This window comes from Brucella thiophenivorans (assembly GCF_002252445.1).
Lineage (GTDB): Bacteria > Pseudomonadota > Alphaproteobacteria > Rhizobiales > Rhizobiaceae > Brucella > Brucella thiophenivorans.
The window spans coordinates 83,788-108,555 of record NZ_NNRJ01000015.1 but is presented as its reverse complement, the minus strand read 5'-3'; the positions used below and the strand labels follow the sequence as shown (position 1 = coordinate 108,555).

Genomic DNA, 24,768 nt, shown 5'->3' with positions numbered 1-24,768 from the left:
CCGGAAAAAACCTACCGGCAGACGTCTTTTTTCGCGATAATCAGGAATTATTCGCCGTCGGCGGCGAGCGACTTCACAAGATCGATAATCTTGCGACGCACTTTCGGGTCCGCGATTTTGGTAAATGCGCGGGTTAGCTGAACGCCTTCATTCGAGCTCAAAAAGTCGACGACATAAGTCGCTTCATTGTCCTCGGCAAAGCCTGCCTGGGTGCTCGAAGCGGACCCCGGTGCATCTTCAAAAAAGAAAGAAACCGGAACTGTAAGAATAGTTGAAATCGCCTGAAGACGGCTTGCCCCAACGCGGTTGGTGCCTTTTTCATATTTCTGGATCTGCTGGAATGTGATGCCAAGGCTTTCGCCTAATTTTTCCTGACTGAGACCCAGCATATTGCGGCGAAGGCGAATGCGGCTACCCACATGCACATCAATGGGATTGGGCTTCTTTTTATTCTCAATCATACAGTATCACTCCTCGCAACCGCGAGCTTTCATTCATGGCCTGTTCATCTGAACAGCGATAAAAATCATTGTGGGAGGTAGTCAGACTGGCTTGTGCATTAAGCCGTCACCGCCCCAGTATAACAACTTAACAAAATTGCCGTGTCAATGAAAACGCCTGCGGAAAGACAATCTGAACCACACGCATATGGCGAGTAGGGTTAACAGAAGCGCAAGAGTCTGCTTGCCACCGGGTGCAGTGCCCCAAAATGGTACACGCTCTTCAGGCAAATAAGCATCAATTACACCCACGGCGTCAAGTGGCAGTTGCTCAATGATTCGACCGTATGAATCAACAACCGCTGAAATACCGTTATTGGCAGCACGAACAAGCGGCAGTCCCTGCTCGACAGAGCGTACCTGTGCTTGTCTGAAATGCTGATAGGGTCCTGGCGTATCACCATACCATGCATCGTTGGTGACATTGACAATCGCTGTCGCCTTGCGCCCGGTATAAGACAGCTCGTCGGGAAAAATCGCCTCATAGCAGATCAGCGGCAGGAAGGTCTGGCCTTCCATAACATTGATCGCATGACGCGCCTTTGCGGCGGTAAAACCGCCCGGCATTTCCACTATTTCCTGTAGGCCCCAACTGCGCAAAGTTTTTTCGAACGGCAGATATTCGCCAAAGGGCACCAGATGCACCTTGTCGGTATAGTCAATAATTCTACCGTCACCATTGATTGTCAGGATCGAATTGTAATAGCGCGGATCACGCCGCGGCACGCGTTCTTCACGCACAGCACCGGTGAGCAGTACCTGATCGTCGTCGATCACATCAGCAATGCTCTTGAGTGCCTCTGGTGTGAGCGAAAGGATATAGGGCACGGCGGTTTCTGGCCAAATGACCACATCAGGCTTTGGCTTGCCCTCTGCTGGTGTCTGCTTTGTCATGGCAATGAATTTATCGAAAATCGCCCGGCGTTCATTGTCATCCCATTTCATGCTTTGTGAAATGGATGGCTGAACAATGCGCAGAGAAAGGGTCGTGCGATCCGTATCGAGTGCTGGCGCGCGCGATAAAGTCCAAGCGCCAAAGCCAATATGCGCTGCAAGCAAGAGTCCGGCCAGAGCGAGGCCACTTTTTGCAAGATGCCCTCCGCTCAACAAGGCGGGTGCGGAAAAAACAAGCGCCGCAAGCGCGCTCATACCGACGAGGCCGATGACTTCCACCGACTGCATCATCATGGGTACAGGCATTGCGGCATAGCCGAGCGCATTCCACGGAAAACCAGTGAAAACAAAGGTTCGCAGCCATTCGACGAAGCCAAAGGCGAAGGCAATCGCAAAAATGCGTCCTATGCCCTGCGACCAGAACAAGCGTGCGATCATCGCGCCCGCGCCATAGAAGATCGCAAGAAATGCTGGCAGGCCGAGAACCGCTAAGGGAATCGCCCAGGCAAATTGCTCAGCATCGACAAGCAGTGCAGTTCCGATCCACCACAGGCCTGATACAAAATAGCCGAAACCAAACCACCAGCCGATGATGCCTGCGGGCAAAAAGCGCTTGATTGGACCTTTGTCTCTATGGGGAATAGCGCCGTCAATGAGCCAGACCAGAAGTGGAAAGGCCAGAAAACCTGCGATGAAAATGTCGAATGGCGGCTGTGTGAGTGTCGCGACAGCGCCGCTCAAAAAAGCGGTCAACCCGCGACGCCATCCGCTCAATGAAGAGATCTTCCCAGCAAGTCTCTCTATCATCAAGCCTCTCTAGAGCGCCGTGCGTCCTTGTAAACACAAAGGACGCTCTCAACAATTTTATCTAAGCATCGTATTTTCCAAAAATCATCTGAGATTTTTAGGTCGTTGCTGTCGTCGTTTCCGTGGCATTGTCGGATGCATCATCCGCGCTGCCCGTATGCTCTCGCTTGTGGCCGTCTGCTTCTGAAAGCGGGACAATACGAACCCGTTTCACGCGACGCGGATCGACTTCAAGCACATGGAACTCATAGCCCTCAACGGCTTGTACCATTTCCCCACGCAACGGAATGCGACCCAAAACAGAGAAGATGAGACCGCCGACGGTATCGACGTCATCACCATGCTCTCCAATTTCAAATGCAGAGCCCATCTTCTGCGACAGCTCATCAAGATCTGCACGTGCATCAACGACAAATACACCGTCAGTTTCTTCGGCGATCATGATTTCTTCGTCGTCATGCTCGTCTTCGATATTACCAACAACCATTTCAACGATGTCTTCCAGCGACGCCAGACCATCGGTGCCGCCATATTCGTCAATGACCAGCGCCATCTGGATATGATCAGCCTGCATGCGTGCCATCAATCCGCTCGCCATCATCGACGGCGGCACGAACAGAACCTTACGCAGGAGATCAAGCTCGCCAATCGTTTTGTTGAGATCGATACGACCCATGTCGAACATTGCAGCGCTAGCGCTGGTATCAGTCGTGTGGGTTGCTGCCTTCTGACGTGCCTGTCTGGTGATATAATTGAGCACATCGCGGATATGGATCATGCCGCGCGGATCATCCAGCGTTTCAGCATAGACCGGCATACGCGAATGGCCGGAGGTTTCAAACAGCTCCAGCGCTTCCCAAAGCGGCGTGGAAATTTCAATTGCCACGACGTCAGCACGCGGGATCATCACATCTTCGACGCGGATTTCACGCAGACGCAAGATGTTATTGAGCATCGCCTTTTCTTCAGGCGAAAACACCGAACCCTGATCGTCCTCGGTGCTGGCTATCGCGTCGGCCAGATCTTCCCGCAAGGAAGATGACTGGCGCGAACGCATGAATGGAAAAATATTTGACAGAAGGGAACGCTTTTCGCTCGTTTGCGAGCGCTGCGTACTTTGCCCTTCGGCGTCTTGTGTGTCGCTTCGGCTATCGCCAGCGGTGGGTGAGTTGTTATGGTCAGCCATGGCTCAATCTGTTTCAACGTTTAAATCGGATACAGCATAAGGGTCGGGGATGGCAAGAGCATGAAGGATTTCGCGTTCGCGACGCTCCATCTCCTCGGCCTCCTCATCAGTCTCATGATCGTAACCCAAAAGATGCAAAAAGCCATGCACCACAAGATGTGTGAGGTGATTTTCGAGCGATTTGCCTTCTTCAAGCGCTTCGCGCTCAACCGTTTCACGCGCAATAATGATGTCGCCGAGCATGGGCCCAGGCTGCTCACCAGCCTTCACAGGATAAGCCGGGAAAGACAGAACATTGGTCGGCTTGTCTTTGCCGCGCCATTCGGCATTGATCGCCTGAATGGAGGCATCATCTGTAAAAACCAGGCTCAATTCGCTTTGAGCGGGTTTGAGCCGGAGATTATTCCACGCAGCTTCAACCGAGCGCTTTGCAAGCCCTTCGAGGGCTGTTTCATCCGGCCAATTGCCGGCTTCGATCATAATATCGATCTGGATCGCGTTGTCTGACACTTCTATCGCGGCTTGCGATGAGGCAACCGCTCTATCCTTCCGGTTTCAGCATCGATCCAAAAAACGATGTCGATTTTTGGGAAGTACGATGCTTAGTTTAAAATTTAGAGCGTTCTTATGCGTCCACTCGGACGCATGGCGCTCTAATAAAACACCCTGCCTGCGATTGGCAGACAGAGTGCTTTTAAATCGTTATTCACCCGCGTGATTGCAAGGTGACCGTGTTATTTTTCGCATCATTATCATAGGCGCTGACAATAGCTGCGACCAGCGGATGACGCACCACGTCTTTCTCGGTAAAGCGCACTTTGACAACCGATTCGACGTTTTCCAATACGCGCAATGCCTCGACGAGACCGGACTTCTGCCCCGGCGGAAGATCGATCTGGCTCGGATCACCATTGACCATCATGCGCGAGCCTTCACCAAGACGCGTCAGAAACATCTTCATTTGCATTGATGTCGTATTCTGCGCTTCATCAAGAATGACGGCAGAATGCGCCAATGTGCGCCCACGCATGAAGGCAAGCGGTGCGATTTCGATCACACCTGCCGTGATGGCACGCTCGACCTTTTCCGCAGGCATCATATCGTAAAGCGCATCATAAAGCGGACGCAGATAAGGATCGACCTTTTCCTTCATGTCGCCCGGCAGAAAGCCCAGTCGCTCACCCGCTTCAACCGCCGGACGAGACAGGATAATGCGTTCCACAAGACCGCGCTCAAGAAGCATGGCTGCATGAGCAACCGCAAGATAAGTCTTACCCGTACCAGCGGGACCAACACCCATAACCAGTTCCGAGCGATCAAGCGCACGCATATAGGCGTCCTGAACCGGCGTGCGGGCAAAGATTGTCTTCTTACGAGTCGAGATTTGCGCAGCCGACATTTTGCCCTTGGTTTCAAGCGTTGGCAATGTGAGCTGATCATCCGCAGCAACGGCAATACGGATCGCGCCATCGACATCCGAAGCGGTCAGCTCATTTCCCTTTTGCAAATATTCATAGAGTTGATCAAGCGTGCGGCGCGCCTGTTCGGTCGCAGTTGCCTCTCCACGGATGGAAAGCTCGTTTCCCTTTGAACGAACATCGACACCAAGCTTCTGCTCGATACGCGCCAGATTCTCATCGAACTGGCCGTAAAGCGCACTGGCAAGGCGATTATTGTCGAAGGTAAGTACGATGTGGGCCATGTCAGAGGCCCCTGAGGTCACACCTGTTGCAGAACTCGCAGCCGGGCTTGAAATTGTGTTTGTTTGCGTATGGATGGTTGGCTTGGCAGGCTTTAGTTTTTCCGTAGCGCTCAAACGCATCTCCCTAAGGTTCACGCATTGCAATCGCAGTACCGGCAGGACGTTCGGTCAAAGACTACGCACCGCGACTACTGCCTTCGTACTATCATGCGCTTAGACGAGCTTTTGCGCAATAAGACTATTGGTGCCAGTCCCCGTAATTTTTACGTGAATGATGTCGCCAACCTGATCGTCATTATCATCGATGATGGCTGGCAGAAGCCATGGCGAACGGCCAACCATCTGACGCTCGAAACGGCCCTTCTTTTCCAGAAGAACATCCATTTCGCGGCCGACCAGCGAATTCTGAAACGCGTATTGCTGTTCGTTGAGCAGCGCCTGCAGACGCTGCAAGCGTTCATCCTTGACCGCTTCTTCCACATGATCGGGAAGATCAGAACCCGGCGTTCCCGGACGCGGCGAATATTTGAACGAATAGGCCTGCGCATAATGCACTTCGCGCACCAGTCGCATCGTATCTTCAAAATCCTGATCGGTTTCGCCGGGAAAGCCGACGATGAAATCGCCCGAAAGCGCCATATCCGGGCGCACTTCACGGATACGTTCGACAAGGCGGATATATTCGTCCGCCTTGTGACGACGGTTCATCGCCTTGAGAATACGATCCGAACCCGCCTGAACCGGCAAATGCAGGTAAGGCATCAGCTGACGCAGATCGCGATGGGCTGCAATCAGCGCGTCGTCCATGTCGCGCGGATGGCTGGTCGTATAACGCAGACGCGCCACGCCGGGAATCCGTGCAAGGCGGAACAGAAGCTCACCAAGCCCCCATTCGCGGCCATCATCGCCCACGCCATGCCATGCATTGACGTTCTGGCCCAGAAGGGTCAGTTCGCGCACGCCGCTATCGGCCAGACGCTCGGCTTCCGCCAAGATCTGCGCAACACTGCGCGAGACTTCCGAACCACGCGTATAAGGCACCACACAGAAGGTGCAGAACTTGTCGCAACCTTCCTGAACCGTGAGAAACGCCGACACACCACGCTTGCGGGTTTCCTCGCGCTTTGGTGCGGGCAGATGCTCGAACTTGTCTTCAATGGCATATTCGGTTTCGACCACCTTTTCGCCGCCACGCACACGCGCAAGCGCATTCGGCAAACGATGATAGGTCTGCGGTCCGATCACCAGATCGACATTGGGCGCACGGCGCAGAATTTCCTGACCTTCAGCCTGTGCCACACAACCGGCAACGCCAATGGTCAGTTCCTTACCGTTTGGTCCGCGTTTATCCGCCATTTTGCGCAGGCGACCCAGCGCAGAATAAAGCTTTTCCGATGCTTTTTCGCGAATATGGCAGGTGTTGAGCAGGACCAGATCGGCATCATCCGGCGTGTCAGTCGTGACATAGCCTTCGGCTGCAAGGCTATCCGCCATGCGCTGACTGTCATAGACATTCATCTGGCAGCCATAGGTCTTCACAAAGACCTTACGTGTGTTGCTGCCATCCGGTGTTTTTTGAATATCGGTCATATTTTCGCTCATGGCCGCTATCTAGCGTTTTTATCGCCAATTTGGAAGGCGACAAACTTACCCGCTATCAATCTTCCGCGACTTCGCGTCCGAGAAGCGAACTTTGTAACAGTGCTCTCACACGGTTCTCCATGGTACGGGCAAGCGCTTTCCTGTCCGTTTGAGCAGTCACCACAATCGGCTCGCCAAAGAGTATTTCCACATCGATCGCACCCTCCCGCAAAATGCCCTTGAGGTGTGGCATCAGCTGCACATCACCCGGCCATGAAGCAATCGGGCGGTGATAACGGCCCATCGCCATGCCATGCACACCGGTATAGGCAATTGCTACTGGCTGCACGATCACTTCTGGCACGCCCGCTTCACGGATTGCTGCATGGGCTGCACCAAACAGCGCCGTCTTGAATGGCAATACGCGATTGCCGTCGGAAGTCGTTCCTTCGGGGAAAAGCACCATGGCATCGCCATCAGCCAGACGTTTTGCGATATTTGATGTTTGCTCGCCGGTCTTGCCGCGCCGTTCGCGTTCGACAAAAACTGTGCGCTGCAACACTGCAAAGAAGCCAAAAACCGGCCAGCTTTTGACTTCGGATTTAGCAATGAAAGACACCTGCCCCGTGGCCGACAGAACGACGATGTCGCTCCATGAGGTGTGATTGGAGACCAGCAACAGCGGTCGGCCTTGCGCCATGTCACCAATGGTCGTGATCCGAAAGCCGATCAGGCGCGCAACGATGCGGTGAAAGATATTGGGAAGGCGACGCTTCCAAGTATTCTTGAGCTTCAAGAACACATATTGCACCGGAATGAGCGAGAGGCTGAGCGCCACCATCGCTGCAACAACCAGAATGATGCGGATCGCACCGATCATTGCGGCCTCACCAGATCGCGCCGCAAGATCAAGGCCGAGGAGCGGCCATTGTCCGTTTCATAATAAGCAGGCCGGTCGCCAACCTTGTTAAAGCCAATCCGGCGATAGAGAGCGAGCGCTGCAACATTGTTTTCATCGACTTCCAGAAACAACGTTTCCGCCCGCTCCTGATAAAGATAACGCAGCACCGCATCCATCAGCGCGCGCCCGACGCCCTGTTTGCGCACCTCATCGGAAACAGCAATTGTGAGGATTTCCGCCTCGCCCGCAACCAGACGCGCCAGCACAAATCCGCAAGCCTTGCCAGGTTTGCCCTCGGGCCTTGCTACAAAGCCAAAAACATTATTCTGCGAAATCAGAGAGCGGAAATCATCGGAACTCCAAGCGTGATGGAAAGAAAGCGCATGAACACGCTGGATTTCACCGCTATCCGGCGCGCCAAGCTTTTCCACCGAAACGGGCTTGCTCCGAAAGCGTAGAAACGAAAGGCCCATCATTTCACGTTGCCATCCGTCTTGCGCGGCAGGGCAAATCCCGTCTGCGGCTTCACATCAGGTCCGCGCATATATAGCGGCTTTGGCGCCTCGCCCGGTTCGCGCAATGCTGCAAGCTTTGCGAAAGTGCCGATGCGTCCAGTCGGCTCAAGACTTGCAACGGTGAATGAGCCTGCAAGCATTTCGTTCAGGGCGCTTGCTGCAGAACCCGTCAAAACTGTTTCAAAGCTTTGCTGCTTGATCAGCATGATTGCTTCTTCACGTGCCAGTACCATCGGTCCGGTTGTGGCATCGTTATCGGCACCAAAGGCCTGCGCGTAAATTTCACCGCGATGCGCTTCCAGCATAACCAGAACAGGCCTGCCCGGATGGCTGATTGCTGCTTCCGCAGCAAGCGCATCGAAAGCGCTGACACCAATTGCCGTACGCCCCAGCGCAAGCGCAAAACCCCGCGCTGCCGACACGCCGATGCGTACGCCGGTAAAGGAACCGGGGCCAATATTGACCGCAACGCGATCAAGCTCTGTCATGGCGATTCCAGATTGAGCCAGCACTTGCCCGATATAGTCCATCAGGACTTCGGCATGTCCCTTGCCGATATTCTCGCTTATTTGAGCAAGAACGACATCAGCGCCAGAATCATAGCCAGATTCATAGATCGCGGCGGCGCACCAGGAGGAAGCTGTATCAAGGGCAAGTATCTTCATGAGCCATCGCGTAAAACAGAAATCGTTCTGCTACAAGCAAAACGCATAAGACCCTTTGAATTTTATATCACCGGCTGGAACAAAATGCCGTGTAAAGCGTTTGATAAGATGGGTGCCGGGCGTTTTAATCATATCATTTTTGCAAATCGGCTTTTTCAAAGATCTGGCCAAGCCGAGTTGATATATGAAACGCGCAAACTCCTCCCTTGATGAGCGCCCTCGCTGAAACTGAGCCGGATCATGCAAAAGGATATGAGGATAAAATGTCCAAGAAGTCGATTCATGCAACCCGCAACGATCTTCCATCCAATACCAAGACGACGATGATCGCGCTTCTCAACGAGAATCTGGCCGTAACCATTGACCTTTCGCTGATCACCAAACAGGCGCACTGGAACCTCAAGGGACCGCAGTTCATCGCCGTGCATGAATTGCTGGACACCTTCCGCAGCGATCTTGATGAGCATGTCGACACGATCGCGGAACGTGCGGTACAGCTTGGCGGCACGGCCTATGGCACCACGCAGGTTGTCGCAAAAGACACCAAGCTAAAGGCCTATCCGACCGACATTTACGCCGTGCATGACCATCTGTCAGCCCTGATTGAGCGCTATGGCGATGTTGCCAATCTCGTGCGCCAGTCGATCAAGGATGCCGATGAAGCAGGCGACGACACAACAGCTGATATTTTCACAGCCGCATCGCGCAGCCTTGATAAATCATTGTGGTTCTTGGAAGCCCACGTTCAGGAAAAGAACTGATTTTGGCGCTCTGACGGCCTGCAAAAGGAAAAGGCCGGGAATTTCCCGGCCTTTTGTTTATCAATTCGTCCATTCGCCGCCACGCATGACAGGCTCGCGGCTTCCATCTGCATTGACGCCATCGACATCGATCTGGTCCGAACCGACCATCCAGTCGATGTGGATCAGGCTGGAATTGCCGCCTTGGGTTTTGATCTGTTCGGGCGACAGATTTGCCCCATCAACAAAGCACTTCGAATAGCACTGGCCGAGCGCGATGTGGCTTGCTGCATTCTCATCGAACAATGTGTTGTAGAACAAAAGGCCGCTTTGCGAGATCGGGGAGGAATGCGGCACCAGTGCCACTTCGCCAAGACGACGTGCGCCCTCATCCGTATCCAGCACCTTGTTGAGCACTTCCTCGCCACGGCTTGCCTTGGCTTCGACAATGCGTCCGCCTTCAAAGCGCACCGAGATATTATCGATCAGCGTGCCCTGATGCGACAGCGGCTTGGTGCTCGACACATGGCCATCCACGCGCAGCGCATGCGGTGTGGTGAACACTTCTTCGGTCGGAATATTCGGATTGCAGGTAATGCCGTTCTTTGCGGTCGATGCACCGCCATGCCATTCGTGACCATCCGCCAATCCGACGGTAAGGTCAGTGCCCGGTCCCTTGAAATGCAGTGCACTATAGGCCTTTGCATTCAGAAAACGCGTACGGGTGCGCAGTGCCGCATTATGCGCAGCCCAAGCGCCGACCGGATCATCGACATCAACGCGCGATGCCGCAAAGATCGCATCTGCCAGTTTGCGGGTTGCAACATTTTCCGTTTCGTTCGGGAACATGAGCTTCGCCCATTCCGGGTTCGGATAGGAGATGATGTTCCAGTTAATGTCAAAGCCTGCAATCTTTTCAAGCGCTGGCTGATAGGCTCTGGAATTAGCACGGTTGGCACGCGAAACCTTTGCCGGGTCTTGTGAGGACAAGAGCATCGGGTTGTCGGCCGCAATCGCAAGGCGGGCCGCGCCATTGGCATAGGCTTTGGCCATGCCCTCATAGAGCCAGTCAGCGGCACGATCAAAGCTCTCGTCCGACGCATTTTCATAACGCGCCAGCGCGATTGCATCGTCGGAGAAAAACGGCGTAACCAGACCGGCACCTGCCTTATAGGCATGTTTTGCAATCAGGCGCACAAGAGGCAACGCGACAACGGGAGCTGTGATGACAAGATCCTGCCCTTCGCGTAATTGAAGCCCAACACGCACGGCAACTTCGGCCAGGCGTTCGAGTTTTACCGGATCGATAACGGGGGCGTTGTTATCATGTGCCATAGGGCTACAAACCTCGTGTTTGATAGAATCAGCGGCAGTGTATCAGACGGCTTAATTTCACCACGCTTTTTCGTGTGACTGCGTTATATTGAGCCTTCTGTTGGGCAGTTTTCACTTTAATGAAAGCAACGGTTATGAAGAAAAATGTTTTGATTGTCGTCGGCATCGCAGGGCTTCTTGCCGGTTGCCAAACCATGACACCGGAACAACGCCGTGCAGCGGATGAGCAGACTTGCCGCAATTACGGCTTCAAGCAGAACTCCGATGCTCTCGCTAATTGTCTGATGCAGCTTGATCTCGATCGCAATGCTGATCGCCGTGCGTGGCAGATTAGAGAAGATCGCTATAATATGCCCACAATAGTTTATCAAACAACTCCAGTAATTATTAAAAATAAGTAACATTAGTTGTATTGATTATAATGCAATATGAAATTAAATTACCTCATATTAAATATGTTTTTTAATTTGGATGTTTATTATTTATGAATAAAATTTTTTGCGTTTTTCTATTCGCACTTTCTTTAACTGGCTGCATGACATCACGTCAAAAAGATATGAATACATGCGATTCATTGCAGTTTCAAAGAAATAGCGATTCTTACTCTAACTGTCTATTACAGCTCGAGATTAACAATCGCTCTAATATAAAGCGAATACAAAGTGCTTTCATCGCAAATAGTATCAAAAATAGAGATGATTAATAGATAAACTTCAAACGCGTTTGGATTGGCAAATCCAAACGCGTTAATTTTTAAAATAGATTATAATTTTGACACTCAGATCAAGCTGTCTACACCCAAATAGGCTCACAAAACTCTAACTTTTAAAGTGGTGCGTCCGGACGCTCTTGCGAAAGCAGCAAAGCCCCAATTGCATCGACATGTTTCTTATCAGCGGTGTAACCCAGCGATACATTTTCAACAGCCGGAGCCGTTTCATCGAATGTCGGCTGATAGCTTGCAACCTGCATCAGTGCTGGCTTTTCAGCAGGCTTGACCGGCAAAGTCGCCAAACGATCACCACGGGCCTGCGGACCCACGCCACCATTCTGCTGCGTTTCAACAGTCTTCGACGCCTCGGCCATCGCAACCTGTACGCTCGGCTGCGCCTGCGGCACAGGAATATCCTGCTGTGACGTCACATTATAAAATGGACCTTCCGGCATGGAAGGTGACTGCGGCGTCGATGCATAAGCCAGATTGTAAGGCGTCTGCGGAACCGGGTTTTGCAACTCGCCGTCACGACCGCGCTTTTCATAGAAGGAGTTTCCGCCTGCAACCAGCACATAATGCATGTTATTGTATGGGAATTTAAGGCCAGCCGTGTGGAAGAACATCGAATTCTTCAACTTGGAGTGACGCTTGCCCTTGAGAACTGCATCGGCTGCAGCCTGAACATCGGGCAGCGCCTGAGAGTTCATCTTGCGGGTCAGAACGCCGGGTGCGAACTGGTTCTTTTGACCGACGACACCACAGATCGTATCGGGATAGCTACCGGATGCGAGACGGTTCATGACAACTGTGCCAACAGCCATCAGGCCATCAGGGCTTGAACGGTTCGATTCAAAGAACATCGCGCGCTGCAGGCATTCGCGGTCTCTGGCAGTGTAAGTGAAAGTTTTGACGCCATTGATTGTCTTGACGTGACTTGCAGCTGCGGTCTTGTCAGTTTTTGCCTTGGTTGTGCCACCTGTCGTCGTGCAACCCGTCACCAAAAACGGTGCTACGAGCAGCCCGATAAGAACAGGCCATTTCCATCCAGCGGCGCGCGTCAACGGACAAATCTCATAATTAGAACCCTTACCTGATCCAGCCAGTGATCCGCACCCAAAAGGCGCTTGAAAAACCGGCTATGATGCAAAGCCAAATAGAACGAAAATCAAAATCGAATGTTCTGCTGTCACTTCAGCGTCTTAAAGTTTTGGAATTTTTAGGCCAAAAAATGGCAAAGCGTCAAATTAGGAAATTCGGATCGTCGCTGTGAAATCATTGAAGTCAACTTGAATCGAAAGCTTAGTTTTCTCTGCAAGCCATTCAAATATATTAATAATTCCTTAATAGGGCCTATCAATTCTGATAAGTTATTGATTTTATGAGATTCAAACATCATTGAAGCAGGCCACATCGGCGCCCCAATTCATCTTTTCTTTCAAGTTTTTAGCAATCAGAATTTTCAACCAAAAAAGCTCTTCAAAAAAGCTGTTTTCAGCGCCTAAAAAGGCAGCATTCAACTTTATCGACAAAACTGTAATATCGCGTGAGATTGGCCATTTTGGCACTGCCGAAGGGTATAATTTCCGAATCGGCGAATTAAAAAGAAGTCGTTCTCAAAAGAAAGTCCCGCTGCGTTTATCAAGCAGCGAGACACAATTATACGTTCAAAGCGCCTCTGAATTGTTATCCAAAGGAATAACCAGCGCCGCGTACCGTGCGGATCGGATCGAGCGCGCGACCGAGATTAATCGCTTTGCGCAAACGCCCGACATGCACATCGACAGTGCGGTCATCAACGTAAATATCCGGTCCCCAGACACCATCCAACAACTGACTGCGCGAAAAAACGCGGCCCGGCGACATCATGAAATATTCCAGCAAGCGGAACTCTGTCGGTCCGAGACGGATTTCCTTTTCCTTACGGTAAACGCGGTGCTGTTGACGGTCGAGAACCAGCTCGCCGACTTTAAGCACATGCGAGAGCACGCTTGGATTTGCGCGACGCAACATGGCTTTGACACGCGCCAGCAGTTCCGGTGTTGAAAAAGGCTTCACGACGTAATCATCAGCACCAACACTTAAGCCCCGAACGCGCTCGCTTTCTTCGCCGCGCGCAGTCAACATGATCACCGGGAGGCGCTCGGTTTCGGGCCACTGGCGCAGACGGCGGCATAGTTCAATGCCCGATACGCCCGGCAGCATCCAGTCGAGAATCAGAAGATCCGGCACGTTTTCACGCAGTGCAATCTCGGCTTCATCGCCACGCAATATGGTGTCGACGTGATAGCCTTCGGCTTCAAGATTATAGCGCAACAGCACGCTCAACGCTTCTTCGTCTTCAACCACAGCAATTTTGGGTGCCTGTGACATCCAATATTTCCTATCTACAAATCAGCGAGCGGAAGATACAAGCCCCCAATCGACCGCGTGCCGCCGCGCTATTCTTACAAATGCTAAGAATTTGCGCCGCAATGAAACGGCGCAAATAACCATTAGGATTTACGAGCCTCATCCACGACAATCCCGTGGCTCAGGTCTTCTTTCGGCCGTTCCGCAGGCATCTGCAGGCCAGTCACAATATAATAGACCGTCTCAGCGATGTTGGTTGCGTGGTCGCCGATACGCTCAATATTCTTTGCGCAGAAAAGAAGATGCGTGCAGGCAGAAATATTGCGCGGATCTTCCATCATATAAGTCAGCAACTCGCGAAACAGCGATGTATACATCGAGTCAATTTCGTCATCGCGATCACGGACGATATTGATTTGCTGTATTGAACGTGTCGCATAAGCATCCAGCACGTCTTTAAGCTGGGTAAGTGCCAGTTCTGCCAGCGTTTCAAGTCCGCGATAAAGCTTGCCCGGCTGACGCGATTCCGACACAGCTGCAACGCGCTTTGCAATGTTTTTGCCAAGATCGCCAACGCGCTCCAGATCAGCCGAGATGCGGATTGAACCGATGATTTCACGCAGATCAACAGCCATTGGCTGACGCTTGGCGATGATCATCACGGCCTTGTCGTCGATCTCGCGCTCACTTGCATCGAGAATCAGATCGTCGGAAATAACGCGCTGTGCCAATGCGTTGTCGGCGTTGACGATGGCTGCAACGGATTGCTCGACCATACGTTCTGCATGACCACCCATTTCGGCAATCTTATGGGTCAGGAACTGAAGTTCTTCATCGTAAGCGCTAACGGTGTGCTGGGACGCCATAATAGACCTCAAAGTAAGAATGGCACGGAAGAGGAACCGAAGCGGTTCCTGCCTCTGCGAAATTATTAGCCAAAACGACCAGTGATATAGTCCTGTGTGCGCTTCTCGGTCGGTGCCGTGAACATCACATCCGTGTCGCCCACTTCCACCAGATTACCCAGGTGGAACATCGCCGTGCGCTGTGAAACGCGTGCGGCCTGTTGCATGGAGTGCGTGACGATCACGATGGTGTAGTTCTGGCGCAACTCGTCGATCAGCTCTTCAACCTTTGCGGTTGCGATTGGATCGAGAGCCGAGCAAGGCTCATCCATCAGAATCACTTCAGGGCTGACGGCAATAGCGCGTGCAATGCACAGGCGCTGCTGCTGGCCACCAGAAAGGCCGGTTCCTGCATCGTGAAGACGATCTTTCACTTCTTCAAAAAGGCTGGCCTTCTTCAAGCTTGTGACAACGATTTCTTCCAGGTCGATCTTGTTGCGTGCGAGGCCGTGAATGCGCGGGCCATAAGCCACGTTTTCAAAGATCGTCTTTGGAAACGGGTTTGGCTTCTGGAATACCATGCCAACACGCGCACGCAGTTCAACAACATCGATCTTCGGATCGTAGATGTCTTCATTGTCGAGCGTGATGTTACCGACGATGCGGCAACCTTCAATCGTATCATTCATGCGGTTCAGCGAACGCAGGAATGTCGACTTGCCACAGCCCGAAGGACCGATCAGCGCTGTCACCATCTTTTCCGGCACGTCGAGATCGACTTCAAACAGAGCCTGTTTTTCGCCATAGAACACGCAGACCTTGTCGCCACGCATTTTAATGGATGGAGCGTTGGCGTTCATTTTGTCTCCTACGGCTTTTTCGAGAGATCGTTCTGTCATAAGATTCATCATTTCTCTCCCGTTTACCAGCGGCGCTCAAAGCGGCGGCGCAGAATAATTGCTAAGATGTTCATGACCGCAAGGAACAGGAGCAGCACGATAATAGCGCCCGATGTCCGTTCCACAAAGGCACGTTCGGCTTCATTGGCCCACATGAAAATCTGCACTGGCAGAGCCGTTGCAGGATCCATCGGGGTTGCAGGCATATTGGCAACGAAGGCCACCATACCGATCAGAAGCAGTGGAGCAGTTTCACCCAGCGCCTGAGCGAGACCAATGATCGTTCCGGTCAGAATACCGGGTGCAGCGAGCGGCAACACATGATGGAACACCATCTGCGTTTTTGAAGCACCAAGACCAAGAGCTGCCGCACGGATCGAAGGCGGTACCGCGCGAAGCGCGGAACGTGTCGCAATGATGATTGTGGGAAGCGTCATCAATGTCAGCACAAGACCACCGACAATTGACGCTGAACGCGGCAGATTGAAGAAGTTGATGAAGACCGCAAGTCCAAGCAGACCGAAAACAATCGACGGCACAGCAGCAAGATTGTTGATGTTGACTTCGATAATATCGGTGAGGCGGTTCTTTTTGGCGTATTCTTCAAGATAGATCGAAGCGGCCACACCGATAGGCAGTGCGAGAACCAGCACGATCATCATCATGTAGAACGAACCGACCAGCGCCACACCAAGACCAGAGGTTTCAGGACGGCTGGAAGCACCATTGGTAAACAAGCCCCAGTTGAAGGCCTGGCTCATGATGCCTTCATTTGTAAGCGTCTTGATCCACTCAAACTGACGGTCTGAAACCTTGCGGTTTGCTTCCGGTACTGCAAAATCGATCTGCCCCTTATAGGCGGAGTCAATATCAGCAGCAGCCAGAACAGGAACTGTCTGTGTGGTGCCAATCAATGATGGGTTATCCATCACCATCTGGCGAAGCTGAACGCGGACACCATCCGAGAAGAAACGCCCAACCTCACGCATTTCAGCGCGATCCGTCGTTGGCACACCCAGCTTTTCAGCCAAGGCGTTACGCACCAAAAGCGGATAGTTGGCGGTGATCAGCACATTCGGATCGGTCGCAAGCTTGTTGCCCGGATCGATAACCTGCGCATCAAGCTTAACCGGCAGATAGATCGTCGTCTGTCCGAAAGCCGTGTAGCCCTTGGAGAAGACCGAGAACAAAAGCGCGCAAAGAAAGAACACACCAATCGCAATGGCAACGATGCCATAGAGACGGAAGCGACGTTCAGCAGCGTAGCGACGCTTGATCCCGATATCGCGGCGCTCAGGCTTTGTTACAGCAGTGCCGGCATTCAATGTTGAATCGGTCATTATTCGTACTGCTCCCGGTACTTGCGGACGATGTAGAGCGCAAAGATATTCATGATCAGCGTCAGGACGAAAAGCGTAAGACCCAGCGCAAAAGCGACGAGTGTTTGCGGCGAGTCGAATTCAAGATCACCTGTCAGCTGACTAACGATTTTAACAGTGATCGTCGTCATCGCTTCAAACGGATTGCCTGAAAGGCGGGCCGCAACACCGGCTGCAAGCACCACGATCATGGTTTCACCGATAGCACGCGAGGCCGTCATCAAAAGTGCGCCGACAATGCCCGGAAGTGCTGCTGGCAGAACGACACGCTTGATTGTCTCAGAGCGCGTTGCACCCAGACCCAGCGAGCCATCACGCAGTGAACCGGGAACCGCCGTAATAATATCATCAGACAGAGACGACACAAACGGGATCAGCATCACGCCCATGACAAGACCAGCGGTCAACACGCTCTGCGCCATGATGAAACCCTGACCACCAGCAATGGCAGCGGAGAGATCACGCAGGAACGGACCAACCGTTATCAATGCGAAGAAGCCGTAAACAATGGTCGGGATACCGGCCAGAAGTTCGAGCAGCGGCTTAACGACGGTGCGTACGCGCGGCGAGGCATATTCGGCCATGTAGATTGCAGAGAACAGGCCGACTGGCACCGCAAACAGCATGGCGACAAACGCGATATAAAGTGTACCGGCCAGAAGCGGGATCAGACCAAACTGACCGACTTCACCACCCGAACCTGCGGCTGCGAAACGTGGGTCCCAGACGGTTCCAAAGAAGAAGTCCATCGGGGCAATCGACTGGAAGAAACTGACTGTCTGGAACAGAACAGAGAACACGATGCCGATGGTGGTCAGAATAGCGATGCCGGACGCTGCGATGAGCCCCCACAACACAATGCGCTCGACATTGTTACGGGCGCGCGTGCGACGCTTGATGCCGGAAAGTCCAAAAATCAGGCCAGCTACTGCGATAACGAGAGCAATCGCGCTGCCAACGGTGTGCGCAATCTTGCTGGCTTTATCGAGAAAGACTGCAACCGGGACCATATAGTCTTGGCCTTCAGTCGCGAGCGCTACGCCCTTTGAGCCAAGAACATCACGCGCTTGCGTATAGCTCTGCGGTAAACTGTCGATTTCAGCAGGTGTGAGCTTTTGCAAGCCATCTGACAGACTGCGGATCATCCCAAGCTGCAAGCTGCGCTCGGAATAAGTGCCATCTTCAACGGCCGCAGGCATACGCGCAGTGGCCGTGTGATCAAGATAAACGGATGTGCCGACTGCCCAGATTGCAAGAAACAGAATTGCGGGCAATGCGGAAACGAGGAAAACCCACCAGCCATGATACAGCGGACGGGAATGCATTTTCTCTGCGGAAGAACCTGAACTGACGACAGGATGCGCCTTGTCAATTGCAACGGCACGCTGTCGACCTATGAAGAATCCGATCAGTCCGATTGCAACGACACTGACGAGAACCAGAAAGAAGGACATTCAATTTCCCCGGTTGCCCCTAAAAATGCAGAAACAGTCTTTCATACAATATTTGTAGTGAACCATTTCCACGCGAATGCGCCTGTCTTATCCAACTTGCGCCAAAGAGAAAGAACACGGAGAGCTTTATTGCTAAAACTCCCCGCATTCCACAGATCAAAGCTTACTTGACTGCAAGAACCTTGCCTTCAGTAAACGAAGCGCGCTGTGCTTCACGTTCTGCATCCGGTGCTGGAACCAGGCCATATTCAGCAAGTGGTGCATCTGGGCCGACCATCTGTTCCGACAGGAAGAAGTCAACATATTCTTTCAGGCCTGGAATAACGCCCAGGTGAGCCTTCTTCACGTAGAAGAACAGTGGGCGCGATACAGGATATTCGCCCGAAGCAACGGATTCTGCCGATGGCGTTACGCCATTAACAGTTGCAACCTTGAGCTTGTCTGCATTGTTTTCAAAGAAATAGAGGCCGAAAACACCAACGCCCTGCTTGTTGGAGTCGATGCGCGCCAGCGTTTCGCTGTAATCGCCATCAATGTCGACAGCCTTGCCGTCTTTACGAACAGCGATACAGGCAGAAGCGGCAGCCTTGTCATCAAGGCCGGTCTTCTTGATTTCTTCAAGAGCGCCCGATTCCTTACAGCCATCAGCCATAAGCTTTTCTTCGAAAACTTCACGGGTGCCGTGCTTTTCGCCAGGGATATAAGCAGCAATGTCCCAATCTGGCAGGTCTGCATTGACCTGATTCCACTTGGTATTTGGATTGTCTACGAGCTTGCCATCGACAATAACCTTGGCAGCGAGTGCCTTGTAAAGATCAACTGGAGCGAGCTTCCAATCTGGGCCGTTTGCGTCAGTCGCAAAAACGATGCCGTCATAACCGAAACGAACTTCCTGAACGTCCTTAACGCCAGCGTCGATGCAGGACTGAAGTTCCGTGCTCTTCATAGCGCGCGATGCATTGGCGATATCGATGGTGTTTTCACCGACGCCCTTACAGAATTCCTTGATACCTGCGCCAGAGCCGCCCGATTCAATGACCGGCGTCTTGAAGTTAGGATAGGTTTCGCCGAAAGTTTCGGCAACGATCTTTGCATAAGGCAGAACGGTCGAGGAACCGGAAACCTGAATCTGTTCGCGTGCGTTTGCAGCGGAAACAGACAATACTGCTGCTATTGCAAGCGCTGCGGTCGAGGAAATCATCTTGTTCATGAACACCAGTCCCTGTTGTAGAAAAACACATGACGTGAAAACGTCAGCAGCCATCTACGCGCTCTATATAACAGTCATATGACAGTAGTGTTACAGCTCCGTGTCATTCACGGATGCAGCCGCATTTGTGCCTGTAGATGCAATTTACCTAATATTATGAATCACTGACTTGGGCGAGTAAGAACATAGATCGCGGAACCCAGCATAAAAATTGTGACACTGATAGCGAGCAATGGTCCGGGCTGTGCGCCCCACCAGAACATGCCGTAACCAAACGTCATGCCGAGACAGGCATAGAGTTTGGCTCTTGGCGGAATGGCTCCACGCTCACGCCATTTGATAATCATCGGACCAAAACGTGGATCTGCCAGCAGACGCGCTTCGAACTTTGGTGAGGAACGCGCAAAAAACCATGCAGCGAGAATAATGAAGATCGTGGTCGGCATGACCGGCAGAATGGCACCAATAATCCCTAGCGCCACCATAAAGAAGCCAAGGCACAGATAAAGAATGCGCTTGCCCGCTGAGATTGGCGGTAGCGGCGTCTCTGTATCGTCCTTTTTCGGGTTATCCTGCATCATAATCCATTCTGAAGATGCGCGCTTATAGCAGGATTTTGGCTTTTGCATGCATAGGGCGCGTGGTCAAAATGGCGTCATCACGAGGGATTTCAACAAAAGTTACAGACAAGACTCCAAACTTTACCGATCAAGGAACACGAATAAGTTGTATTTCAACCAAAAAAGGCCGGATTTAGTCATCTTGTGAAACCAGAACGAACACTAGCGATACAAATAAAGATTGTATTGTCTCGGCTAAGCAATCGCTTGGCCGTAAGCAAATTTTCTTGAGAATCGCGCTTAAAAACATGGATCGGCGCGGTCCTGCGTTGAATCCCTGTGAATCTTATATAGATTCATAGAAACAACGTGATTCAATTAAAAATATTCCTGAGTTTTTCTTGATAATTTAAATAAATAACGCTGAGTATAGGATGATATTCCGCTTATATATGCGATTCAATCATCTCATTATACTCCCAATAACATCACGTCGTCGCCACATTTAGATTCCAAGTGGCACCCGCCTTTACCAGCCATGACTGAGAAGGCTCTTCGAAACGACTATTGGAATCACGATGAACTTCAAAATCCGTATGGCTATGCTCGCCGTTGCGACAACCGGTCTGTTCTCGATCACCGCAATGGAAGCTCAGGCCGCGCGCTGTGGTGGTGCTTCTTGGTATGCACTCACGTCCCGCACGGCATCGGGCGAACGCATGAACCCTGCGGGCTTAACAGCCGCCCATAAGACACTGCCTCTCGGCAGCAAGGTCAAAGTCACCAACCAGCGCAATGGCAAGTCTCTTGTCGTCCGCATCAATGATCGCGGACCGTTTATTAAGGGACGTGTGCTTGATCTATCCAAGGGTGCTGCGCAGCGCCTCGGCTTTATCAATGCCGGCCACACAAATGTGTGCTTCACGCCGCTCTGACTCAATAACTAATTGCATGTTTTGAAACCGCTATGGGCTCCCATGGCGGTTTTTTTGCACGCGTACATGCACGCAAAAGATGCATTAACCGAACAGTACCCGTGTTAACCATTAATTAAGAAGTAGGGCGAACACGCGGCACTTCGAATTGACTCAGACCATGTTTCATACTTTAACTTTTCGTTAATAAATGCCCAATGCGGGCTGTGAAAAGGGCGTTGAGTATGTTGTGTGTAGTTCGCTCAGGTTTGAAGTTTATCGCTGCTGTCAGCATCGGCATTACTGCTCTCGTTATGAGCTTTAGTGCACAGGCTGGAACCGGCGCTTATATGCAGACCGGCAAACTGACCTCACAGCCGATCGGCCATTACGAATTCTGTAAGCGCGAAACTGCTGAATGCAACATCGTCAGCCGCGATACACGCGCCCTCTCGCTCAACAACAACAACTGGCAGCTTATCCAGACCGTCAATCTTTCGGCCAATGAGCGCATCAAACCAATGACCGACATGGAAATCTACGGCGTTGAGGAATATTGGGCCTATCCAACCACCGTTGGCGATTGCGAAGACTATGTTCTGCTCAAGCAGCGTGAATTGGCAAACGCTGGCGTTCCGATGACAGACCTGCTGATCACCGTTGTGCGTAAGCCTGACGGCGAAGGCCATGCAGTTCTCACCGTTCGCACAGATCGCGGCGATTTCGTTCTCGACAATCTGACCGATGAAGTTCTGCGCTGGGATGAAACAGAATACACTTATTTGAAGCGTCAAGCCGCCAATCACACCGGTCGCTGGGTCACGATTGAAAGCCCGGACAACATGCTGGTCGGCGCAGTCAAATAATTTCAGGCTGACATAGCCAGTCTCTCCGCCCCCATTCGATAGGTAATAGCACTGGCAAGGTGTATCCTGCTGACCTGATCAACGCCATCAAGATCAGCCAGAGTGCGGGCCACTTTCAAAATACGATGATATGCACGCGCAGAAAATCGCATCTGCTCACTGGCATCGCGTAATAGCTTTATACCTGCGGCATCCGGCTTTGCCACCTCCTCAATTAGATTTGCCGAGCAATGTGCATTGGTCAACGATGCATCAAGCCCAAGTGCTGCATAACGTGCGCTCTGGATAGCCCGCGCTCGCGCCACTCGTTTGGCGACACTCTCGCTTCTTTCAGATTGTGATGGCTGAATCAGATCAAGCGCGGATACCGCAGGCATATCCACCCGTAGATCAATGCGATCCAGCAAGGGGCCGGAAATACGGGCCTGATAATCACTCTGGCAGCGCGGTCCGCGTGCGCATGTATGTCCCGGCTCTCCTGCCATACCGCAGCGACAGGGATTCATAGCGGCAATCAACTGAAAACGCGCCGGATAGCTCGTGCGATGATTGACGCGGGCAATCATGCATTCACCGGTCTCCAGCGGCTGGCGGAGCGAATCGAGCACCTGCGGCGTAAACTCTGGAAACTCATCGAGAAACAACACGCCATTATGCGCAAGCGATACCTCTCCCGGTCTTGCACGCAGTCCTCCACCCACCATTGCCGCCATAGATGCCGAATGATGTGGCGCACGAAATGGTCTGCGATCTGACAGTTTTCCGCCTGAAAGTTCGCCCGCAATAGAAGCGATCATCGAAACATCAAGCAACTCGCGCGGACTGAGTTTCGGCAGGATCGAAGGCAGGCGCTGCGCCAGCATCGACTTGCCTGATCCGGGAGGGCCAACCAGCAACAGATTATGATTGCCAGCCGCTGCAATCTCCAGTGCGCGTTTGGCTGTCTCCTGCCCTTTGATGTCAGCCAGATCAGGCTGGACCTCGCTTGAGACACGCATAGAGGGTTCGGGCGGGGTTAGCACCTGTGTGCCCTTAAAATGGTTTGCCAGTGCGATCAGGCTGCGCGGCGCTAGAATATCAATATCGGCACCTGCCCATGCAGCTTCCGAGCCGCAAGCATGAGGGCAGATCAGCCCCTTGTCCTCGCGATTGGCACTGATTGCGGCAGGCAATACGCCTGCAACGGCGGTGATTGTGCCATCGAGCGATAATTCACCAAGCACCAGATAGGATTGAATGGCATCCGCCGGAATGGCACCAATAGCGGCCATCAGTCCCACGGCAATCGGCAAATCGTAATGTGAGCCTTCCTTGGGCAGATCAGCAGGCGCCAAATTGACTGTCACCCGCTTGGTCGGCATGGAAAGACCAGAAGCATGCAGCGCTGCCTGCACCCGCTCGCGACTTTCGGCCACGGCCTTATCGGGTAAACCGACAATCGACATGCCCATCTTGCCCGGCGCCACCATTACCTGCACATCAACAGGCACCGCCTCTATGCCCTGAAAGGCAACCGTTCCCACCCGCGCTACCATATGCCCCCGCATAAAACGCAGCACATCTCGAACGTGAGAAAATGCTTAAGTACAACCAGAGGATTTAAGCATTTTCGATTGATGCAATCAAGAGAAAGGGCTGATCTGATTGCGTCAAACCTGCCCTATAAGTTTTCTCGGTGATTGTACGTTACTTGCGCTTGGCTTCCACCGCATCCCAGAACAGGGCGGCGATATTGGTGCCGTCGAAACGTTCGATTTCACGGATGCCGGTTGGCGAAGTCACGTTGATCTCGGTCATGTAATCGCCGATCACGTCGATGCCGACGAGAATGAAACCACGCTCCTTCAGCGAGGGTCCGATGCGGGCGCAGATTTCCTGCTCACGCGGCGTCAGCTTGCTTTGCTCCGCACGGCCACCGACATGCATATTGGAACGCGCATCGGTTTCTGAAGGCACCCGGTTGATCGCGCCAACCGGCTCACCATCAATAAGAATGATGCGCTTATCGCCCGAGCGCACATCTTTGAGATAACGCTGCGCGATAAATGGCTCTTTGAAAAGCTGTCCGAACATTTCCAGAAGCGAAGTCAGATTGCGGTCGCCATCGGCCAGATGGAACACGCCTGCGCCGCCGTTGCCATAAAGTGGCTTTAGGATAATGTCGCCAAACGCGCGACGGAATTCGAGCACTTCCTGCGGGTCTTTGGTGATCAGCGTTTCCGGCATAAGATCGGGAAACTCAGTGACGAAAATCTTTTCCGGGCTATTGCGCACCCATGCCGGATCATTAACCACCAGTGTCTTTGGATGAATACGCTCCAGCAGATGTGTGTTGGTGATGTAATTCATGTCAAACGGCGGGTCCTGACGCAGCAGCACCACATCCATGTCCAGCATGTTGCGACGCTCAGGCTCGCCAAGTGTGAAATGATCACCCTTGATGTCGCGGACTTCCAGCTTTTCAAGACGCGCCGAAACAACGCCATCGCGCATCGATAGGCGGTCGGGCGTGTAGTGATAAAGCTCGTGGCCGCGCTTCTGCGCTTCAAGCGACAGAGCAAAAGTGGTGTCACCTTTGATACCGACCGTGCTGATATGGTCCATCTGGACCGCAACTTTTAGCGACATGATTTCCTCGCGATTCTTCGTTGCCGGAACTTAAAACGGATTTTGCAGGCAATATAGTCCTTTCTGCTTACACAAATATTTGTAGCTAGATTGCAAACCTGCCCTTCATTATGTTGAAACGGC

23 protein-coding genes and 1 pseudogene are annotated in these 24,768 nt (G+C 52.3%); 4 read left to right on the top strand and 20 right to left on the bottom strand.

The features are described from left to right. Positions 1–47: 47 nt before the first annotated feature. From CEV31_RS05495 to tsaB, 9 genes and pseudogenes are all read right to left on the bottom strand, one after another. A complete protein-coding gene (locus tag CEV31_RS05495) occupies positions 48–461 on the bottom strand; it encodes a helix-turn-helix domain-containing protein (protein WP_094505970.1) in 414 nt (137 codons plus the stop codon). A gap of 144 nt (positions 462–605) precedes the next feature. Further along, positions 606–2,201: an apolipoprotein N-acyltransferase gene (gene lnt / locus CEV31_RS05490; RefSeq protein WP_094505969.1), complete on the bottom strand. Its 1,596-nt coding sequence runs from the start codon at positions 2,199–2,201 to the stop codon at positions 606–608. 175 nt (positions 2,202–2,376) lie between these two features. Then, positions 2,377–3,387, bottom strand: a pseudogene (locus CEV31_RS05485) (hemolysin family protein); the annotation flags it as partial. Positions 3,388–3,390: 3 nt separating this feature from the next. Next, positions 3,391–3,897 (bottom strand): rRNA maturation RNase YbeY, encoded by a 507-nt coding sequence (ybeY, locus tag CEV31_RS05480; protein WP_094505965.1) that lies wholly within the window; start codon positions 3,895–3,897, stop codon positions 3,391–3,393. A gap of 196 nt (positions 3,898–4,093) precedes the next feature. After that, the gene (locus CEV31_RS05475) at positions 4,094–5,203 is read right to left on the bottom strand and encodes a PhoH family protein (protein ID WP_210190889.1); all 1,110 of its coding nucleotides are present in this window, start codon (positions 5,201–5,203) and stop codon (positions 4,094–4,096) included. Positions 5,204–5,302: 99 nt separating this feature from the next. Next, entirely contained in the window at positions 5,303–6,691 is a 1,389-nt protein-coding gene (gene miaB / locus CEV31_RS05470; RefSeq protein WP_094505963.1) for a tRNA (N6-isopentenyl adenosine(37)-C2)-methylthiotransferase MiaB, read from the bottom strand. Positions 6,692–6,746: 55 nt separating this feature from the next. Next, on the bottom strand, positions 6,747–7,550 hold the full coding sequence (locus CEV31_RS05465; RefSeq protein ID WP_094505961.1) for a lysophospholipid acyltransferase family protein: 804 nt from the start codon (positions 7,548–7,550) through the stop codon (positions 6,747–6,749). Beyond that, complete coding sequence (gene rimI, locus CEV31_RS05460) at positions 7,547–8,047, bottom strand: ribosomal protein S18-alanine N-acetyltransferase (protein WP_094505959.1); 501 nt, start codon at positions 8,045–8,047, stop codon at positions 7,547–7,549. The genes CEV31_RS05465 and rimI overlap by 4 nt, the downstream gene beginning before the upstream one ends. Then, positions 8,044–8,751, bottom strand: a complete 708-nt coding sequence (tsaB, locus tag CEV31_RS05455) for a tRNA (adenosine(37)-N6)-threonylcarbamoyltransferase complex dimerization subunit type 1 TsaB (protein WP_094505957.1) — start codon at positions 8,749–8,751, stop codon at positions 8,044–8,046. Before tsaB ends, rimI begins: the two co-directional genes overlap by 4 nt. 263 nt (positions 8,752–9,014) lie before the next feature. Between tsaB and dps the strand changes: the two genes are divergently transcribed. Next, entirely contained in the window at positions 9,015–9,512 is a 498-nt protein-coding gene (gene dps / locus CEV31_RS05450; protein ID WP_094506519.1) for a DNA starvation/stationary phase protection protein Dps, read from the top strand. Between the two features lie 60 nt (positions 9,513–9,572). On the opposite strand, the gene CEV31_RS05445 is transcribed toward dps, so the two are convergent. Then, positions 9,573–10,826, bottom strand: a complete 1,254-nt coding sequence (locus CEV31_RS05445) for an aminopeptidase (RefSeq protein WP_094505955.1) — start codon at positions 10,824–10,826, stop codon at positions 9,573–9,575. A gap of 134 nt (positions 10,827–10,960) precedes the next feature. Between CEV31_RS05445 and CEV31_RS05440 the strand changes: the two genes are divergently transcribed. Continuing rightward, complete coding sequence (locus tag CEV31_RS05440; RefSeq protein WP_094506518.1) at positions 10,961–11,227, top strand: hypothetical protein; 267 nt, start codon at positions 10,961–10,963, stop codon at positions 11,225–11,227. A 424-nt stretch (positions 11,228–11,651) separates the two neighbouring features. Here the strand turns inward: CEV31_RS05440 and CEV31_RS05435 are convergent, their stop codons facing one another. From CEV31_RS05435 to CEV31_RS05395, 8 genes are all read right to left on the bottom strand, one after another. Beyond that, on the bottom strand, positions 11,652–12,602 hold the full coding sequence (locus tag CEV31_RS05435; RefSeq protein ID WP_094505953.1) for a cell wall hydrolase: 951 nt from the start codon (positions 12,600–12,602) through the stop codon (positions 11,652–11,654). A 622-nt stretch (positions 12,603–13,224) separates the two neighbouring features. Then, positions 13,225–13,911 carry a phosphate regulon transcriptional regulator PhoB gene (phoB, locus tag CEV31_RS05425; protein ID WP_094505949.1) on the bottom strand — a complete coding sequence of 229 codons (687 nt, stop codon included), beginning with the start codon at positions 13,909–13,911 and terminating at the stop codon, positions 13,225–13,227. 122 nt (positions 13,912–14,033) lie between these two features. Further along, positions 14,034–14,756 carry a phosphate signaling complex protein PhoU gene (phoU, locus tag CEV31_RS05420; RefSeq protein ID WP_094505947.1) on the bottom strand — a complete coding sequence of 241 codons (723 nt, stop codon included), beginning with the start codon at positions 14,754–14,756 and terminating at the stop codon, positions 14,034–14,036. A gap of 65 nt (positions 14,757–14,821) precedes the next feature. Next, positions 14,822–15,595, bottom strand: coding sequence for a phosphate ABC transporter ATP-binding protein PstB (gene pstB / locus CEV31_RS05415; RefSeq protein WP_235818037.1), 774 nt, complete (start codon positions 15,593–15,595; stop codon positions 14,822–14,824). A gap of 62 nt (positions 15,596–15,657) precedes the next feature. Next, positions 15,658–16,974, bottom strand: a complete 1,317-nt coding sequence (gene pstA, locus CEV31_RS05410; protein WP_094505945.1) for a phosphate ABC transporter permease PstA — start codon at positions 16,972–16,974, stop codon at positions 15,658–15,660. Continuing rightward, the gene (pstC, locus tag CEV31_RS05405; protein ID WP_094505944.1) at positions 16,974–18,467 is read right to left on the bottom strand and encodes a phosphate ABC transporter permease subunit PstC; all 1,494 of its coding nucleotides are present in this window, start codon (positions 18,465–18,467) and stop codon (positions 16,974–16,976) included. The genes pstA and pstC overlap by 1 nt, the downstream gene beginning before the upstream one ends. A 163-nt stretch (positions 18,468–18,630) precedes the next feature. Beyond that, positions 18,631–19,677: a PstS family phosphate ABC transporter substrate-binding protein gene (locus CEV31_RS05400; protein ID WP_094506516.1), complete on the bottom strand. Its 1,047-nt coding sequence runs from the start codon at positions 19,675–19,677 to the stop codon at positions 18,631–18,633. 161 nt (positions 19,678–19,838) lie between these two features. Beyond that, positions 19,839–20,255, bottom strand: a complete 417-nt coding sequence (locus CEV31_RS05395) for a YbaN family protein (RefSeq protein WP_094506515.1) — start codon at positions 20,253–20,255, stop codon at positions 19,839–19,841. 560 nt (positions 20,256–20,815) lie between these two features. Between CEV31_RS05395 and CEV31_RS05390 the strand changes: the two genes are divergently transcribed. Beyond that, positions 20,816–21,172, top strand: coding sequence for a septal ring lytic transglycosylase RlpA family protein (locus tag CEV31_RS05390; protein ID WP_094505942.1), 357 nt, complete (start codon positions 20,816–20,818; stop codon positions 21,170–21,172). 224 nt (positions 21,173–21,396) lie between these two features. Continuing rightward, the gene (locus CEV31_RS05385) at positions 21,397–22,017 is read left to right on the top strand and encodes a transglutaminase-like cysteine peptidase (protein ID WP_094505941.1); all 621 of its coding nucleotides are present in this window, start codon (positions 21,397–21,399) and stop codon (positions 22,015–22,017) included. 2 nt (positions 22,018–22,019) lie between these two features. On the opposite strand, the gene CEV31_RS05380 is transcribed toward CEV31_RS05385, so the two are convergent. Continuing rightward, on the bottom strand, positions 22,020–23,552 hold the full coding sequence (locus CEV31_RS05380) for a YifB family Mg chelatase-like AAA ATPase (protein WP_094505939.1): 1,533 nt from the start codon (positions 23,550–23,552) through the stop codon (positions 22,020–22,022). Positions 23,553–23,703: 151 nt separating this feature from the next. Next, positions 23,704–24,645, bottom strand: coding sequence for a glutathione synthase (gshB, locus tag CEV31_RS05375; RefSeq protein ID WP_094505938.1), 942 nt, complete (start codon positions 24,643–24,645; stop codon positions 23,704–23,706). Positions 24,646–24,768: the final 123 nt, after the last annotated feature.

Coding starts and splice junctions, on each gene's coding strand:
- CEV31_RS05495 (WP_094505970.1), bottom strand. CDS start 461: ATGATTGAGAATAAAAAGAAGCCCAATCCCATTGATGTGCATGTGGGT.
- lnt (WP_094505969.1), bottom strand. CDS start 2,201: ATGATAGAGAGACTTGCTGGGAAGATCTCTTCATTGAGCGGATGGCGT.
- miaB (WP_094505963.1), bottom strand. CDS start 6,691: ATGAGCGAAAATATGACCGATATTCAAAAAACACCGGATGGCAGCAAC.
- CEV31_RS05465 (WP_094505961.1), bottom strand. CDS start 7,550: ATGATCGGTGCGATCCGCATCATTCTGGTTGTTGCAGCGATGGTGGCG.
- rimI (WP_094505959.1), bottom strand. CDS start 8,047: ATGATGGGCCTTTCGTTTCTACGCTTTCGGAGCAAGCCCGTTTCGGTG.
- tsaB (WP_094505957.1), bottom strand. CDS start 8,751: ATGAAGATACTTGCCCTTGATACAGCTTCCTCCTGGTGCGCCGCCGCG.
- dps (WP_094506519.1), top strand. CDS start 9,015: ATGTCCAAGAAGTCGATTCATGCAACCCGCAACGATCTTCCATCCAAT.
- CEV31_RS05445 (WP_094505955.1), bottom strand. CDS start 10,826: ATGGCACATGATAACAACGCCCCCGTTATCGATCCGGTAAAACTCGAA.
- CEV31_RS05440 (WP_094506518.1), top strand. CDS start 10,961: ATGAAGAAAAATGTTTTGATTGTCGTCGGCATCGCAGGGCTTCTTGCC.
- phoB (WP_094505949.1), bottom strand. CDS start 13,911: ATGTCACAGGCACCCAAAATTGCTGTGGTTGAAGACGAAGAAGCGTTG.
- phoU (WP_094505947.1), bottom strand. CDS start 14,756: ATGGCGTCCCAGCACACCGTTAGCGCTTACGATGAAGAACTTCAGTTC.
- pstB (WP_235818037.1), bottom strand. CDS start 15,595: ATGAACGCCAACGCTCCATCCATTAAAATGCGTGGCGACAAGGTCTGC.
- pstA (WP_094505945.1), bottom strand. CDS start 16,974: ATGACCGATTCAACATTGAATGCCGGCACTGCTGTAACAAAGCCTGAG.
- pstC (WP_094505944.1), bottom strand. CDS start 18,467: ATGTCCTTCTTTCTGGTTCTCGTCAGTGTCGTTGCAATCGGACTGATC.
- CEV31_RS05400 (WP_094506516.1), bottom strand. CDS start 19,677: ATGAACAAGATGATTTCCTCGACCGCAGCGCTTGCAATAGCAGCAGTA.
- CEV31_RS05395 (WP_094506515.1), bottom strand. CDS start 20,255: ATGCAGGATAACCCGAAAAAGGACGATACAGAGACGCCGCTACCGCCA.
- CEV31_RS05390 (WP_094505942.1), top strand. CDS start 20,816: ATGAACTTCAAAATCCGTATGGCTATGCTCGCCGTTGCGACAACCGGT.
- CEV31_RS05385 (WP_094505941.1), top strand. CDS start 21,397: ATGTTGTGTGTAGTTCGCTCAGGTTTGAAGTTTATCGCTGCTGTCAGC.
- CEV31_RS05380 (WP_094505939.1), bottom strand. CDS start 23,552: ATGGTAGCGCGGGTGGGAACGGTTGCCTTTCAGGGCATAGAGGCGGTG.
- gshB (WP_094505938.1), bottom strand. CDS start 24,645: ATGTCGCTAAAAGTTGCGGTCCAGATGGACCATATCAGCACGGTCGGT.